3 protein-coding genes are annotated in these 17,837 nt (G+C 34.3%); all 3 read right to left on the reverse strand.

Annotated features, from left to right (window positions below):
- Positions 1–4: 4 nt before the first annotated feature.
- The 3 genes from ACQ654_RS02670 to ACQ654_RS02680 all read right to left on the reverse strand — a co-directional run bounded on the left by ACQ654_RS02670 (position 5) and on the right by ACQ654_RS02680 (position 17,763).
- Entirely contained in the window at positions 5–6,565 is a 6,561-nt protein-coding gene (locus ACQ654_RS02670; protein WP_430408768.1) for an amino acid adenylation domain-containing protein, read from the reverse strand.
- Positions 6,566–6,625: 60 nt separating this feature from the next.
- On the reverse strand, positions 6,626–14,602 hold the full coding sequence (locus tag ACQ654_RS02675) for an amino acid adenylation domain-containing protein (protein WP_430408769.1): 7,977 nt from the start codon (positions 14,600–14,602) through the stop codon (positions 6,626–6,628).
- Positions 14,603–14,679: 77 nt separating this feature from the next.
- The gene (locus ACQ654_RS02680; protein ID WP_430408770.1) at positions 14,680–17,763 is read right to left on the reverse strand and encodes an amino acid adenylation domain-containing protein; all 3,084 of its coding nucleotides are present in this window, start codon (positions 17,761–17,763) and stop codon (positions 14,680–14,682) included.
- Positions 17,764–17,837 lie beyond the last annotated feature (74 nt).

Raw genomic sequence — 17,837 nt, forward strand, 5'->3', positions numbered from 1 at the left:
TTATTTACAGTTCAAAGATTTCGTAATTGTCTTCTTCTACTTCTTCCTTGGAGATTTTTATAGAAACCATGTAATCGGAAATATTTTCGATGGTCATTAACTTGAAATACACATCAATTGGAATACTGATTTCGAATGCTTCTTGAATAGTTGTAATCGCTTTTAAGACTAGTAATGAGTTTCCGCCTAATTCAAAAAAGCTATCCTTTATTCCTATTTGCTCCACATTGAGAAGTGTTTGCCAAATTTTCACCAACTTTTCTTCGTCTTCGTTTCTTGGCGCTACATATTCTTTTTTGATGATGTCTTCTTCTGAAATACTTGGCAATGCTTTTCTATCTATTTTACCATTGAATGTCGTTGGAAATTCTTCTAAAATGACATAATAGTTTGGAACCATATATTCTGGTAATCTTTTAGCAAGTGCATCTTTGATGTCTGCTTTTGAAACATCCGTTTTAGCTACGATGTATGCTACTATTGATTTTTCATCATTTACTTCTCTAATATCAATAATGGCATGTTTTACATTTTCTGTTTGATGTAATACTTGCTCTATTTCTTCTATTTCAATACGATGACCTCTTACTTTTACTTGATTGTCTCTTCGTCCGATGAAAACGACATTTCCATCTGGCAACCATTTTCCTAAATCTCCAGTTCGGTATAAAAGTGTTTCTTTTTTTAATGGATTTTCTATAAATTTTTCTGCTGTCAATTCTGGTCGGTTTAAGTATCCTCTACCCAATCCGTCTCCACTTATGCATATTTCTCCAATAACACCTGGCGCTTGTAATTGTAAGTTTTTGGATAAAATATACACTTCAACGTTTGCCATTGGTTTTCCTATCGGAATGATTTTTTCTGCTTCATATTGCCCGTTAAACTCAAATACAGTAGCAGTTACTGTAGTTTCTGTTGGTCCGTATTCATTAAAAAATCGGGTATATCTATCTATCTTTTGAGCCAACGCGTACGGAAAATATTCGCCTCCAGTGACAACTCTTTTTATGGTTGGACATGTTTCTAAACCTTCTAACTGATTTAAATAACTTGGTGGCGCAACAATGTGTGTCAATCCTCTTTCCAGAATTCTTGCTTTTAATAACGACGGATCATAAATGAATCCTTTAGGAGCCAATTCAACGGTTGCGCCATTTAACAAGACTAGAAATAGTTGCTCTACAGATGCATCAAACGCGTGATTGATCATCAATATAGATTTGTCTTCGCTTGTAAAATCTAAAGTTTTGGTTAAGTCTTCTATCAAGTTTATGACTGAATGATGCTCAATCAATACGCCTTTCGGTTTTCCTGTAGAACCAGAAGTGTAGATTATGTATGCTAAGTTATCTGAGGTCAATGCTGTCTTTGGCAACGTTTCATCAACATCGTTTGTTGCAAAGAATGTTGCTAAGAAATCTGGATCAATGATGATTTTGCAATTGCTATCAGCTTCAATAAATGCAATTCGTTCTGCTGGATTTGTAGGATCAATTGGCACATATGCACATCCTGTTTTTAACACAGCAAGAATTGTGATTATTAACCATTCGTCTCTTTCAAGTTTTATCCCTATAAAATCTTCAACAGCAATTTCTTTTTGTTGCAGTATGTAGTTTGCCAAACGATTTGATGCTGTATCTAATTCCGTATACGTCATTTGTTCTTCTCTAAACCATAAAGCAACTTTGCTTGGGTTTGCTTGTACTTGATCGCTGAATACATCAACAATTGTTTTATCTTTTTGATACGGTGCAACAGTATTATTGAATGTTGTTAAAAGTGTTTCATTTGTCGTTTGAGTAAAGATTTCTTGATGATCAATTGTAGCTTCAACATTTTTACTCAGTATTGTAAGTATGCTTTCATAATTGTGTACAAATTCTTCTAACTGTATTCCTGAGTTTAATTCTTTTTTCTGACTGAATGTTGCCTTTAATTGATCGCCCGTAATTCCTACTGAAATACCAAAATCTATGTTTGTTCGTTCGTAAGAATTGAGTTCAATATCATTTCTTTCTACAGGTTTGCTTTCTTGTACTTCTGTCTCTTCTGAAACTTTCCCCATTTCCTTGTAGATATGGAAGTTTGTAAAGTTGAAACCAATGTTGAATATTTTACTCGTTGCCTTTGGATCTTCACCAATAATAGCACTAATTTGCTGTAAAGAGATGCGATCTCTTGTTTTGAGTGCATCCAGATTTTTTTGAATGTTGAGTAAATACGTTTTCCAAGTATCACCTTCTTGATCAGTTTGAACTCTAAACGGAACCGTGTTTAAAAAACAACCTAATATTTTTTCTCCATCTTCGCTAATAGGTCTGTTATTTGACACCAATCCGATAGTGATATCCGTTTCATATGCCATGAGTTGCAATGCATATATGAACGAACCTAAGAAGACTGTTTTCAATGGAATTCCTAACGTACTTGCCATTTGCTTGATTGCTACTAAGTCTACATTTTGGAAAAATTCCTGATGGTTTTTATCTACAGAAGTTTCCGAAAGTATATTTAAGAGTTGATATTCTTCTAAATACGATTGCCAAAAGTTTGTGTTTTCAGGATTTTCTTGTTCAATCAACGAATCTATAACCGCCATTTTGTTAGTTGCTTTCAACGGTTGCAAATTGATAGTTTCTCCTTTTTGAATTTTAGCACATATTTCGTACAATTCTGTATTGAGTGTTGCCAAGCTCCAACCATCTAATATAGCATGATGAAATTGAAACACATATACCATCATATTGTCACGTATTTGGAAAATATTTGCTCTCCATAATGGACCTTCATGCGGAATAAATTTTTGCTTTAATTCTTCTGATAAGAAATTTTTAACATGCGTTTCTTGTGTTTCTTTGTCAAGATTTGAAATATCTTCGAATCCAATATGTACAGGAATTTCCTTGTATACAATTTGATAGTTTTTATCAAAATTTGTCATATTGAACAACGTGCGAAACGTTTCATGCTTTGCTGTAACTGCTTTGAATGCTTTTTCGAAAACGGTTACTGGAATTAAAGGTACGATGTAAACAAATTGATCATGATAGACGCTTTTATCTTGACTTTTGAAATATTCATAGATCATTCCTTCTTGAATATCACGCATTGGATATACATCTTCTATTGCAGCAGCATTTTCAAGTTTTGAAATTACCGTTGCTTTTACAGCTGTTATTTCATTATTTTTAAGTAGTCTTTGCCTTTTGTGTTGATCTTCTTCTTCGGCAGTTTCGATGAATTTTGCTAAATCTTTTAAGATTGAATACTCGTATATGGTTTGTAAGTCTACCGTTTTTTGAAGTTGCTTTTTTAGTTGCGTCAACATTCGAATTAAAAGGATAGAATCGCCACCAATTAAAAAGAAATCATCTTCAATACTTACACGTTCCAATCCGAGTAATTCTTGCCAGATTTCAGCTAGTTTATGTTCTACAATTGTGGTTGGAGGAATGTATGTTCTTTCTGGTAATTCAAATTGTTCTAGCAATGCTTTTCTATCTAATTTACCACTATTACTCAACGGAAATGTTGCAACTTGTATAATTGCATTCGGGCTCATATATGCAGGGAGTTTTTCCTTTAGATGCGTTGTGATTAAAGTGGTATCTATTTCTCCATCTCCAATAACAAAAGCAATTAGTTGTGCGTGATTGTTTTTCCCTTTTTTAACCAATACTGCAGCTCTTTGAACCGTTGCAACTTCTTGAATTGCCGTTTCAATTTCGCCCAATTCTATTCGGTAACCTCTAATTTTTATTTGACTGTCAATTCTGCCAATGTATTCTATGTTTCCATCTGGCATCCATTTTGCTAAATCGCCCGTTTTATATAAACGTTCACCAGTTTTAAATGGATTTTCAATAAATTTTTCTGCTGTTAATTCTTCTTTATTTATATAGCCATTTGCTACTTGAATTCCACCAATACATAATTCGCCAGCAACGCCAATTGGTTGTATCTGATTGTTTTCGTCAACAATATAAATTTGTGTGTTTGCAATCGGTTTTCCTATGAATGATTTTTCTATGAAATCTGATAAAGGAACATTCCAATAGGTTACGTCAATTGCCGCTTCCGTTGGTCCGTATAAGTTTTGTAAATTGATATTCCGATTCCCAAAAACTTTTTTAAACTCCTCAATATGATATCCTTGCAACGCTTCACCACTACAAACAACATTTCGTAAACTTTGACAGTCATTTTCCGTAAGTGTTAGTAAAAACACCGATAACATTGAAGGTACAAAGTGAATTGTAGTTACATCTTTTTGTTCAATTATTGTTTTTAAATAGGTATTGTCTTTGTGTCCTTCTGGTTTGGCAAAGAGTAATTTTGCACCTGTGAATAATGGTAAAATTAATTCCCAAACGGAAACGTCAAAACAGTAAGTTGTTTTTTGTAATACAACATCTGTAGTATCCAATTTATAAGAATCTTGTGCCCAAAGTAATCGGTTTAGCAATCCACTGTGTGCATTTAATACACCTTTTGGTTTTCCTGTTGAACCTGATGTATAGATAACGTATGCGAAGTCTGAAGGCAAAATTTCAATAGTTGGTGCTTCTGTCAATTGCTCTTTTAGCAAATCTTCATTTAGTATGATTGCAATTGCATGAAAATCATTTGGAATTGCAGTGATATTATTTTCAGTAGTAATTAGAATGTTTGCATCAATATCTTCTAAAATGTAACGTATACGATCTTCAGGATATTCTGGATCAATTGGTACATATGCGCAACCTGCTTTTAAAATTCCCAAAATACTCACAATCATTTCTAATGATCGTGTTACACACAAACCAACAAAGCTATTTTTTTTGATTCCTGTTGATCGTAAATAATTGGCTAGTTGATTCGATTTTTCATCCAATTCTTTATACGTTAACGTATGTTCACTACATTCAACAGCAACTGCATTTGGATGTTTTTTAAGTTGTTGTTGAATTAAATCTACTACCGTAATTCCTTCAGGGTAAGCAACTTTCGTGTTATTAAATTCGTGTTTTATTTTGGCTTCTTCTTCTTCCGAAATTAAACGCACTGTTTTAAGTTCTTCATCTGTAGAATTAATAATTTGCGTCAATACATTTTCAAAATGATCTGAAATCATTTGGATATGCGCTTCTGAAATTAATTCATTATTATACTGAAAATCAATGCTTAATTGTTCATTTAAATCTGCTTGAATTGATAAAGGATAATTGTTGTTTTCTTTTACTTCATAGTTCTGAATTGATAACGAATCATCTGTTTTCTCTGTATTTGCAGCATTAATCGGGAAGTTTCTGAATACTAAAATCGAATCGAAGAAATCGTCCTGAATATTGTTTTGTCTTTTAATTTCACGCAAAGAAGTATGTTGAAATTCACGTGCTTTTACATGTCCTATTTGCAAAAATTGCAACCACGTTTTAATGGTTTGTGTTGTATCAATGGTTGCTCTAAATGGAATTGTATTAATGTACAATCCGACCTTTTTTTCATATTTAGCTTCTGCAGGTCTACCAGAAACTGTTACACCAAAAGCTATATCTTTTTTGTTTGTATATGCCGCCAATAGTAACGACCAAACTCCTTGTAATATGGTATTTACAGTAACATTTACAGTTTTTGCATAGTCATTAATTACTGCCGTTTGTTCAACATCGAAGTTGATGGTTTGCTTTGTAAATGCTCCTTTTTTCTTTTCTTTATTAGTACCATGATGTACAAAAGGCAACAATGTAGATTCATTGAATCCTTCTAAATATGTTTGCCAAAATTCCTTTTCTAGTGTAGGATCAAGATTTTTGATATGTTTGATATAGTCCTCAAATTTATCTTCACGCATTGCTGGCGGAATTCTGTTAGTTGTATATGCTTGGTATGCTTGAAAAAATTCACTCATCAAGATTTGACCAGACCAGCCATCCCACAAAATGTGATGTTTAGTCCAAATCATTCGTATTGCTTTTTCACCAGTTTTCACTAATGTAATGCGCATTAATGGTGGTTTTTTGAAGTTGAATTCTTTTTTGCGTTCTTCCGTGACAACTGTTTGAAATTTTTCTTCTAATTCTTCGCCTTTATATGCTGTGAAATCAAGTAAATCATAGGTAAACGGAATTTCTTTGTACACACATTGTACAGGAACACTCAATTGGTCATGCACAAAAGAAGTTCTAAGAATTGTATGATTTTTAATTAAATATTCCCACGATTTTTTGAATGCTTCCAGATGTAGCCCTTCCGAAAACTCCATGTTAAACTGCGTTTTGTAGGTAGTTCCGTTTGGCTGATATAAACTGTGAAATAGGATTCCTTCTTGCAACGGACTTAGTTCATAAAGCGCCGCAAGATCGTTTTTGTTGATTTTATCATACGATTTTGTAGCCTTTACATGTGCAATTAGTTTGGCTTTGTTTTCCTTGATAAACGTAACAATTTCCACATTTTTTTTGATCAATTCGATTTCATCTTTCGATAATTTTTCTTCTGTTCCTTTCAGAATCAAATCATCTCCTTCTGCAATCAGCGTTAACCCTAATGTTCCTATTTTATCTATAAATTCGTTCATGAATACGATCTTAAAACTGTTGATTTGGTTGACTTTTGAAGTACTAAAGTTGCGCTACAGTTAAAATTTAATAATCCCGTCAGCTTCTGAGTTTTCGCTTTCAAATAATGTGTCAAGTTCAGAAATACTGACTTTGTCTTGTAAATCGAAATCTGATGGTGTAAAGTCTCCATCTTCTTTTCCTTCACAATGTTCTATTACTTGCGTTATATTTATAATGAACTGATTTGCAATATATTGAATGGTTTCTTTGTAATATTGCTGATCTGAATAATCCCAAGAAATTCCTAGTTTGTTATTCATAATTGCACCTTTTACAACTATTTTTTCACGAATTGGATAGTGTTCACTGATATGATTTCCAGTATTTTCAGTAGCTCCTAAAAACCAATTACTTTGGTTGATAACATTGTCCATTTGTCCTAAATAGTTGAAACCAACGTCCCAAGAAGTTCCTGCAAGTGTTTCTTTAGTGCCAAGTTTGGCATTGAGATATTTTAAACAACCAAATCCAAGTCCTTTATCAGGCACATTTCTAATTTGTTCTTTTACAGATTTGATTAAATCGCCTGTTTCTTCAGTGTTTACGGTTAGCAACAATGGATATTTGTTTGTAAACCATCCAACTGTATTACTAATGTCGAGCGTTTCCTCAATGGCTTCTCTTCCATGACCTTCCAAACCAATAACTACATGTTCATTTTGCGTCCAATTTGTCATGGTTTTTGCGAGTACTGTTAATAATATATCGTTGATTTCGGTGTTGTAGGCATTGTTGGTAGATTTTGTCAGTTTAGTAGTCAACGTTTCGTCAATGTTTACAATGACTGATTGAATGCTTGCTCTTTTTTGAACTTCATCACTATGATCTGTAGCGAAAGGCACAAAAGCATTTTTCACAGTTTCCCAATATTCTTTTTGTTCCGTAATTTTTGTTGAATTTGCAAATTCTTGTAATGCTACTGCCCATTCTCTGTATGAGTTTGTTTTTGGACCTAATTCTACATCTACATTTTGAAGAAAAGCATCTAAGATTAACTCCATTTCATCTAAAATGATTCTGATCGAAACACCATCAACGCCAAGATGATGGAAACTTAAGAATAATCGGTTGTGTGATTCGCTTTCTGGTGTGTTGATTAGTGTAAAATGTGCCAGTTTTCCTTGAATCAAATCGTTGCTTCGTTGAACATTTTCACATATTTCCGTGATTTTTTGAGCAAGTTCAGTCGTTTCTACTTCTGAAATATCATGGAAATCACAAATACCTTGATCGTTTCCATATGCTTGTTCCCAAACACCATCTACATTTTCAAATTGTAAACGCAATGCATCGTGCTGTTCTAAAATTCGAGCCGCTAGCATTTTGATGTTTGTTTCGTTGATTTTTTTATCAATTTTGAACAATAAGTTCATATTGAAGTGCGTTTTGTGTCCGCTTTCTTCTTCAAAAAACCATTCTTGAATTGGTGTTAATGGTAGTTTTCCTTCCAGAATTCCTTGTTCAGCAACATGCTTTTCAGTAGCTCGTGTTTCTAATAGTTCTGAAAGTTCTGCAATGGTTTGATGATCAAATAGATCTTGTACTTTAAATTGATGCCCTTTTCGTTTTGCTCTACTTACAAATTGTATTACAATGATAGAATCGCCACCTAATTCGAAGAATCCGTCATTGATTCCAACTTTTTCAACATTTAGGAGTGATGACCATATTTCGCATAAGTCTTCTTCAACTTTGTTTCTTGGTGCTTCATACTCTTGTGAAGCTTCAAAAGTTTCTGGTTCTGGTAACGCTTTTCGATCTACTTTTCCGTTGCTGGTTAATGGCATTTGGGCTAATTCCATAAATACTGTAGGAATCATATAATCTGGTAAACGTGATTGTAAATAACCTTTTAGTAATTCTTCATCAAATTCGCCTTCAGAAACTATATAACCAACTAGTTTGTTGTTGCCATTTTGATCTAGCTTGACTGAAACATGACTTTGTTGCACATATTTGTGTTCCGAAATTGCTAACGATATTTCACTTGGCTCTACACGATATCCTCTTATTTTTACTTGATCATCTACACGTCCAATAAATATAATTTCGCCTTCGGTGTTCAGTTGAACTTTATCGCCTGTTTTGTATAGAAATCCGTTTCCTTCTTCAAATACATTTGGAATGAATTGTGCTGCCGTTAGTTCGGCATTGTTGATATATCCTTTGGAAACACCCAAACCACCAATTAAGAGTTCGCCCGAAACTCCTTGTGGACATAAAGTCATTGCTTCATTTACTACATATACAGATGTTGCGGAGAATGTTTTCCCGATAGGAACTCTGCTATAGTTTTTGTCAAGTGATACTTTATGAATCAGCTTTCCAATGGTTGTTTCCGTTGGCCCGTAATGATTTACGATTTCAACTTCACTTCCACTCGCTTTTATTTTTTCTAAGATATCTAATGATAGTACTTCTCCTCCAAAAACAATCATACCTTTTGGAAGTAGTAAACTGTCTTCATTTGATAACGCTTTCCAGTGTGATGGAACTATTTTGATACAGTCAATTGCTTTTTCAGTAACATATGATTTCAACGTTTCGGCATCCATCAAGCTTGACTTGGTAAAGGTATGCAACGTTCCGCCACTTAGCAATGATCCGTACACGACTGTGTTTCCTAAATCTGCTGAAAGTGAAGACATTAATCCGAAGTTTTGGAAACGATTTATGTCTAACACTTCATTTAAACCAACATAATAGTCTACCAAGTTTTCATGACTTACCATCACTCCTTTCGGCTTTCCAGTTGTTCCTGAAGTATAAATTACATATGCTGTATCTGCTTTGTCAATTTTTGTTGGCGTTTCTGAGATTGTTATTTCATCTAATTCATCATCTTGAATGTCGATTGAGAAGATTGGTACTTCAAACGAAGTCACTTCAAATAAATCGTCAGACATAATGATTAGTGCTTTTATAGCTGCATTTTGAATGATATAGCCTTTTCGATCTTCTGGCAATTCATTATCTATAAATACATAGCCTGCGCCCGATTTTAAGATTCCAAGCATGCAAATCATAGACCATTCGTTTGTGTCCATCATCACACCAACCATATCATTTGCGCCAACTTCGTAGTTTTCTTTTAAATATTGACCTAAACGTGTTGCTTTGTCCGATAGTGCCGCATACGTATATTCGGTTGCTCCAAATACATGTGCTATTGTGTTTGGATTTGCTTCAACTTGCGCTTCAAATAAGTCTAGTATTGTAGTGTTTGACGTTTCAAATGTAGCTTCATTCGTATGCAACGCCAATAGTGTTTCTTTTTCTTCTACAGATAAATATTCTATATCAGCTAAAACACTGTCTTTGTTTGTAATTATATTTTCTAGCAATTGACTGAAATGATTTCCCATTTGAATCATTCTGCTTTCTGTAAATAAATCGATACAATAGTTGATACTTACTGAGAGTTCATCATTGATTTCTTGAACAAAGAATGTGATGTCAAATTTTGCAATTTGATCGCCCATAGTGAGCGTTTCTTCCGTTAAGGAAATATCATCTATTAGTTGTATTTCAGGATCTGGATTGTTGTTGAATACAAACAAGTGTTGAAATAGAGAAGTTCGGCTACTATCGCGCGTTACTTCTATTTTGTCTACTACTTTTTCAAAAGGAATTGCAACATGATCATACGCTTCTACGACCGTTTTACGTACTTCTTTGAGTAAACTTTTGAAGGTTGTTTCTTTGTCAAATTCCGTTCGTAGTGCCAATGTGTTTACGAAGAAACCAATGAGCGGCTCTAATTCTTTGCTTTTTCTGTTGGAAACTGTGGTTCCGATACAGATATCTGTCTGATTTGTATATTGATAGAACAATGTTTTGTACGCTGTAATTAACACCATATACAAGGTTGTACCTTCTTCTTGTGCTATTTTTTTGAGCGCAGTTGTTTGTTCTTTTCCTATGGTAAAATTTTTGTAATCGCCTCGTGTACTTTGGATTGCTGGTCTGTTAAAATCTGTTGAAAGATCCAGCACTTCTAAGCCTTTTAGCTTGTTTTCCCAGTATTCCATTTTCTGGTCAAATGCTTCTCCTACGATATGATTTCTATGCCAAATTGTGTAATCTGCATATTGAATGCTTAGTTCTGGCAATACAGGTTCTACGTTTTGCGATTTTGCCTGGTATATTTCTACAAATTCATTGATTAACAACGATAGTGACCAACCGTCAGAAGCAATGTGATGGCGAACTGTGAGTAGTAAATGTTCATTTTCAGAAATAGTGATTAATGTTACGCGTAACATGTAATCGATTGCTAAGTCGAATGCTTTGTAAACTGCATCTTCTAAGTATTCGTTTAGTGCGGCCGAAGTGTCTCCAATTTCGTTGATCGTAATTTGATTTAGTGACCAATCGTTTGCCGTTTTGATACTTTGATACGGTTTTCCTTCTTCATTTAAAAATACTGTTCGCAACGCTTCATGCCTGTCAATTATTTTTTTGAATGTATGTATTAGTGTTGCAGTATTGATGTTTCCGTTGATACGAAATAGTGATGGTTGATGATATGGCGTGCTACCTTTCCAATTGTCTATAAACCATAATCGTTCTTGTGCAAATGATAGTGGAATTCGTTCTGGGCGCTCTTGCGGAGTTATTTCAAAGGTTTTGTTTTCTTCTTTGTTAGATTCTATATGCATTGCCAACGTTGCAACTGTTGGATATTCAAATAAGTCTGCAATAGAAACTTCCATTGCTTTTTGCGTTTTGATTTCCGAGATCAATCTAATGGCTAGTAACGAATGTCCTCCTAGCGCGAAGAAATCGTCATTGATTCCAACTTTTTCAACATTTAGGAGTGATGACCATATTTCGCATAAGTCTTCTTCAACTTTGTTTCTTGGTGCTTCGTACTCTTGTGAAGTTTCAAAAGTTTCTGGTTCTGGTAATGCTTTTCGATCTACTTTTCCGTTGCTGGTTAATGGCATTTGGGCTAATTCCATAAATACTGTAGGAATCATATAATCTGGTAAACGTGATTGTAAATAACCTTTTAGTAATTCTTCATCAAATTCGCCTTCAGAAACTATATAACCAACTAGTTTGTTGTTGCCATTTTGATCTAGCTTGACTGAAACATGACTTTGTTGCACATATTTGTGTTCCGAAATTGCTAACGATATTTCACTTGGCTCTACACGATATCCTCTTATTTTTACTTGATCATCTACACGTCCAATAAATATAATTTCGCCTTCGGTGTTCAGTTGAACTTTATCGCCTGTTTTGTATAGAAATCCGTTTCCTTCTTCAAATACATTTGGAATGAATTGTGCTGCCGTTAGTTCAGCATTGTTGATGTATCCTTTGGAAACGCCCAAACCACCAATTAAGAGTTCGCCCGAAACTCCTTGTGGACATAAAGTCATTGCTTCGTTTACTACATATACAGATGTTGCTGAGAATGTTTTCCCGATAGGAACTCTGCTATAGTTTTTGTCAAGTGATACTTTGTGAATCAGCTTTCCAATGGTTGTTTCCGTTGGTCCGTAATGATTTACGATTTCAACTTCACTTCCACTCGCTTTTATTTTTTCTAAGATATCTAATGATAATACTTCTCCTCCAAAAACAATCATACCTTTTGGAAGTAGCAAACTGTTTTCATTTGATAACGCTTTCCAGTGTGATGGAACTATTTTGATACAGTCAATTGCTTTTTCTATAACATATGATTTCAACGTTTCGGCATCCATCAAGCTTGACTTGGTAAAGGTATGCAACGTTCCGCCACTTAGCAATGATCCGTACACGACTGTGTTTCCTAAATCTGCTGAAAGTGAAGACATTAATCCGAAGTTTTGAAAACGACTTACGTCTAACGCTTCATTTAAACCAACATAATAGTCTACCAAGTTTTCATGACTTACCATCACTCCTTTCGGCTTTCCAGTTGTTCCTGAAGTATAAATTACATATGCTGTATCTGCTTTGTCAATTTTTGTTGGCGTTTCTGAGATTGTTATTTCATCTAGTTCATCATCTTGAATGTCGATTGAGAAGATTGGTACTTCAAACGAAGTCACTTCAAATAAATCATCAGACATAATGATTAATGCTTTTATAGCTGCATTTTGAATGATATAGCCTTTTCGATCTTCTGGCAATTCATTGTCTATAAATACATAGCCTGCGCCCGATTTTAAGATTCCAAGCATGCAAATCATAGACCATTCGTTTGTGTCCATCATCACACCAACCATATCATTTGCGCCAACTTCGTAGTTTTCTTTTAAATATTGACCTAAACGTGTTGCTTTGTCCGATAGTGCCGCATACGTATATTCGGTTGCTCCAAATACATGTGCTATTGTGTTTGGATTTGCATCAACTTGCGCTTCAAATAAGTCTAGTATTGTAGTATTTGACGTTTCTTTTGAAGTATTTCCTTGATAATGAGAAAGTAACGCTTCTTTTTCGGCAACAGCCATAAAATCAATCGTTTCAATGTTTTCTTTAGAATTGTCTAAAATAGAAACGATGAATTGTTTGAAATGTGTGATGAGTTTTTCTATCATTGAACGCTCGTACACATCCGTATTGAAGATGACATCACAGAATAGACTGTTACCTATCCAACTGTAAATAATTGCCAAATCTACTTTGGAAATGATGTTTCCATAGTCTTGAATTTGATTGATTTTACTTGTACTTACATAATAATCTTCAGCTTTTTTGTCTGCATCTGGAAATCCGATAATGACATCAAATACAGAACTTCTTGATGGATCTCTCACCAAGTTGATGTCTTCCACCAATAAATCAAACGGATATTGTTGGTGATTGTAACTTTCCAACGTGTTCAATTTTACATGTTGAAATAATGTATCAAAGTTTTCTTTTGCGTTGATTTCGTTTTTTAATGGCAACGTGTTTACGTAAAACCCAATTTGATGATCTAAATCTACGTGTCCTCTTCCCGCAACAGGTGTTCCGACAACGATTTCTGTTTGACCAGAATATCTGTGGAATACTGCATTCCAAGCGGCTAACAATCCTATGTATAGACTTCCGCCGTTTTCTGTACAGTAGTTTTGAAGTTTTTTCGTGATTTCTGGAGAGAGATACGCGCCAAGTTTGTGCCCGTTGAATGTTTTGTTTTTTGGACGTATTTTTTGACTTGGTAAGTCTAGAAGTGGCAAATCGCCTTCAAATTTTTGTTTCCAGAATTCTTGATGTGGTTTGTAAGCACCACTTTTTATTTGTCCTTGTTGCCAAGCGGAAAAGTCTTTGTATTGTATTCTTAATTCTGGCAAATTAGTTCCTGTTCCATTTTCATATGCATTGTAAAATTCAAAAATTTCTTTGAATAGTACTTCCATTGACCACGCGTCGCCAATAATGTGATGCATGTTGTAATAGAGCAAGTATTTTTCTTCCGTAAGTTTTAATAAACGGACTCTAAATAATGGTCCTTTTTCTAAATCGAATGCAATGGTATTGTCTTCTGCAATGTAATTGTCAATCCACGTATTGTAATCTTTTTTGTCGCTTACATCAATGAAATCAATATCTATCGTTGCGTTTTCCGCAGGTATAATCCATTGTCTTGGTTCACCTTCTTCATTTTTACGAAATATCGTTCTTAGAATTTCATGTCGTTCTACTACAGCATGAATTGCTTTTTTGAAGTTTTCAAAGTTGTACGTTCCTTGCAATACTAAATCGGAAGGAATATTGTACGCCATTGCGCCTTCTTCAAAGTGATTTAGAATCCAAAGTCGTAGTTGTGATGAAGATAATTCATAGCTTTCCTGTGGTTCCAATGTTGGAATTTCCGCCATGAATGTATTACTTACTGTATTCTTATCTTGTGCTAATAGATAGTTTTCTAGTTCAGTTTTACGCGCTTTTATTTCTTTGATCAATTCTGTATCGATCGGATTTTTATCTTTTGCATACATCTTGAGTTTTCCATCTTCAAGTTTTAGCAATAATTTATTTTCTAGAATGCGTTTTAGTAAACTTTCCATATGAATATGAGCTAGTGGTGATTGGTTGATTTTGTTACTACCTTTAGTAGTTTCGAAGTTTTTTTTATTGCGATTGATTATATATCGAGTTCTATTAAGTTGTCTTCATTCATTGATTTTTGATCGATCATGAATGTAATTTCTAACCCTGAACTGCTTATTGTTGGCTTGCTGAAGAATGATTTAAAATCTATTTTTACACCAAATTCATGACTGATTTTATTCATTAACTTCATGACCAAGAGACTATTCCCGCCAAGGGAAAAGAAATCATCATTGACACCAATTTTTTCTTTGTTTAGAATTTCTTCCCAAATAGCAACTAGTTTTTCTTCCACTTCATTGCTTGGCGCTACATACGCAACTTTGTTTTGAGTTTCTTTTGCTTTTAAATCGATTAAATATTGCGTGTCAATTTTACCATTGATTGTCATTGGCATTTTATCAACTTGAATCATGCTACTTGGCATCATGTATTCAGGAATTTTATTGGCAATGGTGCGTCGTACTTCAATTCCGTCTACTTGTTGACTCGTTAGAATGAACGCCGTTAGTTCTTTTTCATCTTGATCTGAAAGTGTAACCAACACAACAGCTTCTTCAATGTTTGAGTTTTCCGTAAGTACTTTTTCTATTTCGCCAAGTTCTATTCGATATCCACGAATTTTTACTTGAGAATCAATTCGTCCTAAGTATTCAATGTTTCCATCGGGTAACCAACGTGCCAAATCGCCTGTTTTATAGATTCTTTCTTCCGTTTCGTGAGCTACAAATTTGGTTTCGTTAAGTTCTGGTCGGTTTAAATATCCTTTTGCTACTCCTGCGCCTGCAATTCCTAGTTCTCCTACAACTCCAATTGGGCAAGTTTGATGTTGCTCATCAAGAATGTGAATTTTTGTGTTTGCAATTGGTTTTCCTATGACAATTTTAGCATCTTCTTTTTCTATTTTCTTTACAACACAACCTACCGTAGCTTCAGTTGGTCCGTATTCATTATAGATTGTTGTTTCAGCATTTAGTGCATGCACATTTTCTATTTGTTGTGCTGTTAATGCTTCTCCTCCACAGATGATCGTTGTGATTTGAGTTTCCGAAATTTCCAGTTCTTTTAGTACAGATAAATGTGTTGGCGTTAGTTTTAACGTATCAATTTCTGGATGATTAAAACTTTCGGTTAGCAATTCGTAAATGTCTTTTTGATTGCCTCCAATCCAAAGTTGCTTTCCTCTGGTAATGCTTGTAAATAGTGCTGTAATGGTGAGATCGAAAGAAACAGAAGTTATCAATCCCCAATTTCCAGAATCTTCATTTTTAAAATAGTATTCGTTTGCCCAAGTAATGTAGTTTACAAGATTTTTGTTTGTGATAAGACAGCCTTTTGGGTTTCCTGTAGAACCTGATGTGTAGATACAATACGCAACATCTTCCAAGTTGTAATTGGCTTCATACGTTTGTATTCCTTCGTATATTTCTGCTGTAGTTGGATGCACAAATGGAATTTCTTTTAGTTTGCGTTCGCTTGCTGTGGCATCACAAACTAAGAGTTTCGTTTTGGTATCTTCTAGTATGAATTGAACTCGTTCGTCTGGATAGTTTGTATCTATTGGTACATAGTATGCGCCCGTTTTTAAGATTCCAAGTATGGAAATGATAAACAAATCTGAACGCTCTAATAGTACGCAAATTGCATCACCTTTACCAACATTATGTGTGCTTGTTAGATAGTTTGCAAATTGATTTGCTTTTGTGTTTAATTCTTGATAAGTGATTTTTTTATCTTCAAATACAATTGCGGTTGCTGTTGGATTTTGCGTTACTTGCAATTCAAATAGTGAAACGACGGATGTTATTTTTAATAGTTCGCTTTCCGTAGCGTTTGTTGTTGTTATGATTTGTTGTTCCGCATCCGTGATTGCCAATTGCTTTTTCGTTTCAACCGTAATTGTGTTGAAAAATTCGTGTAGTTGCGTTTCAAGTATGGAACTATTGAGTGTGTTGTATTTTTCTTGATCGAAGTATATTGCTACTTCTATGCTATTTTCTAATTGAACACAACTCAGTTTTAGTTCAAATTGATCTTGAATTCCATAACTATCAATAATTGTTGCTGTTGCTTCTTTTTTGTAGTGTATGAATTCGTAACTGTAATTGAATGTTGTTTCAGCTACACCTTTATTTTCTCTGTCAAGCGAGAAATAGTCTGCCCAATCGGCTAATTCAGTAAGTTGTTGTTTAGCATTTTTGACTGTTTCCAGCATTGTTGCTTCCGATTTCGTATATGTGAACGGCAATTGCTTGGCAACTAAACCTAAAGTATCTTTTAATTCTTCGTAATTTCTCTCAAAAGGAATATATCCAATTGTGAGTTGATCCGTTGTAAATGACGCCAAATAGTTAGAAAACTGAGCTAATAGTATTGTTCCCATTTCTATTTCATTGGCTTCACTAAATGCTTTTAGTTTTTCGTAGGTAGCGCCACTAATTGTTGCAACTTTCTTTTTTACAGGAGAAAAGTTTGCGTTCGTTGCGGTTGCAAACGGAATTATGTTTTGATTTGCTCGATATTCGTGAGATTTCCAGAAATTAATCGCGTCTTCTTCCGCTTCTGCTAGTAATTCGTTTTGCCATGCGCAAAAGTTTAGGTAATCTACTTTTTCTATTTCTTCAGCTACATACGCATCTAAGTTGTGTAGCGCTTTTGTAAGTTCTTCTTTGAAGTAAACAATACTGTAACTATCGCCCCATAAAGCAAATAATCGTATGGTTAAATACTGTACACCTTCAGCTGTTGTTGCGCCACAGAAACGTATTGGTTTGTTAATTGTAGCATCATAGTTACCGTTTATTTTTGCTGTTGTCGTTTCTATGATACGATCTTCTTCAAGACTGATTTCATGATAGTCTATATCTTGATTTTCAGCTATTACTTGCAATGGAAACGAGAATTTTTTATCGTCCAGCATATGGAACGACAATACTTGATGCTTTTGTATGACAGCCGAAATTGCTTTTTTCAGCGTTTCAGTTGCTATTGCCGCTTCGAATTTTATGACTAATTGGTTGTAGCATACTTGCTGACTATCATTTCCTAATTGCCAAACATTTTTTTGGTTTTCAGAAAATTCATACCCTTGAATTTTTTCTACAGTATTCGAATCCATAATTTATGTTTTATTGAGTTGGTCTAGTTAGTTTTTTTCTTAAAAAAGAGTATTGTAATGAGGCTGTCTAATAA

The sequence above is a fragment of the Kordia sp. genome, from assembly GCF_965283645.1.
GTDB lineage: Bacteria > Bacteroidota > Bacteroidia > Flavobacteriales > Flavobacteriaceae > Kordia.

What these genes read in the sequence shown, in the direction of transcription:
- ACQ654_RS02675 (WP_430408769.1), bottom strand. Translation starts at nt 14,602, where the DNA reads ATGGAAAGTTTACTAAAACGCATTCTAGAAAATAAATTATTGCTAAAA.
- ACQ654_RS02670 (WP_430408768.1), bottom strand. Translation starts at nt 6,565, where the DNA reads ATGAACGAATTTATAGATAAAATAGGAACATTAGGGTTAACGCTGATT.
- ACQ654_RS02680 (WP_430408770.1), bottom strand. Translation starts at nt 17,763, where the DNA reads ATGGATTCGAATACTGTAGAAAAAATTCAAGGGTATGAATTTTCTGAA.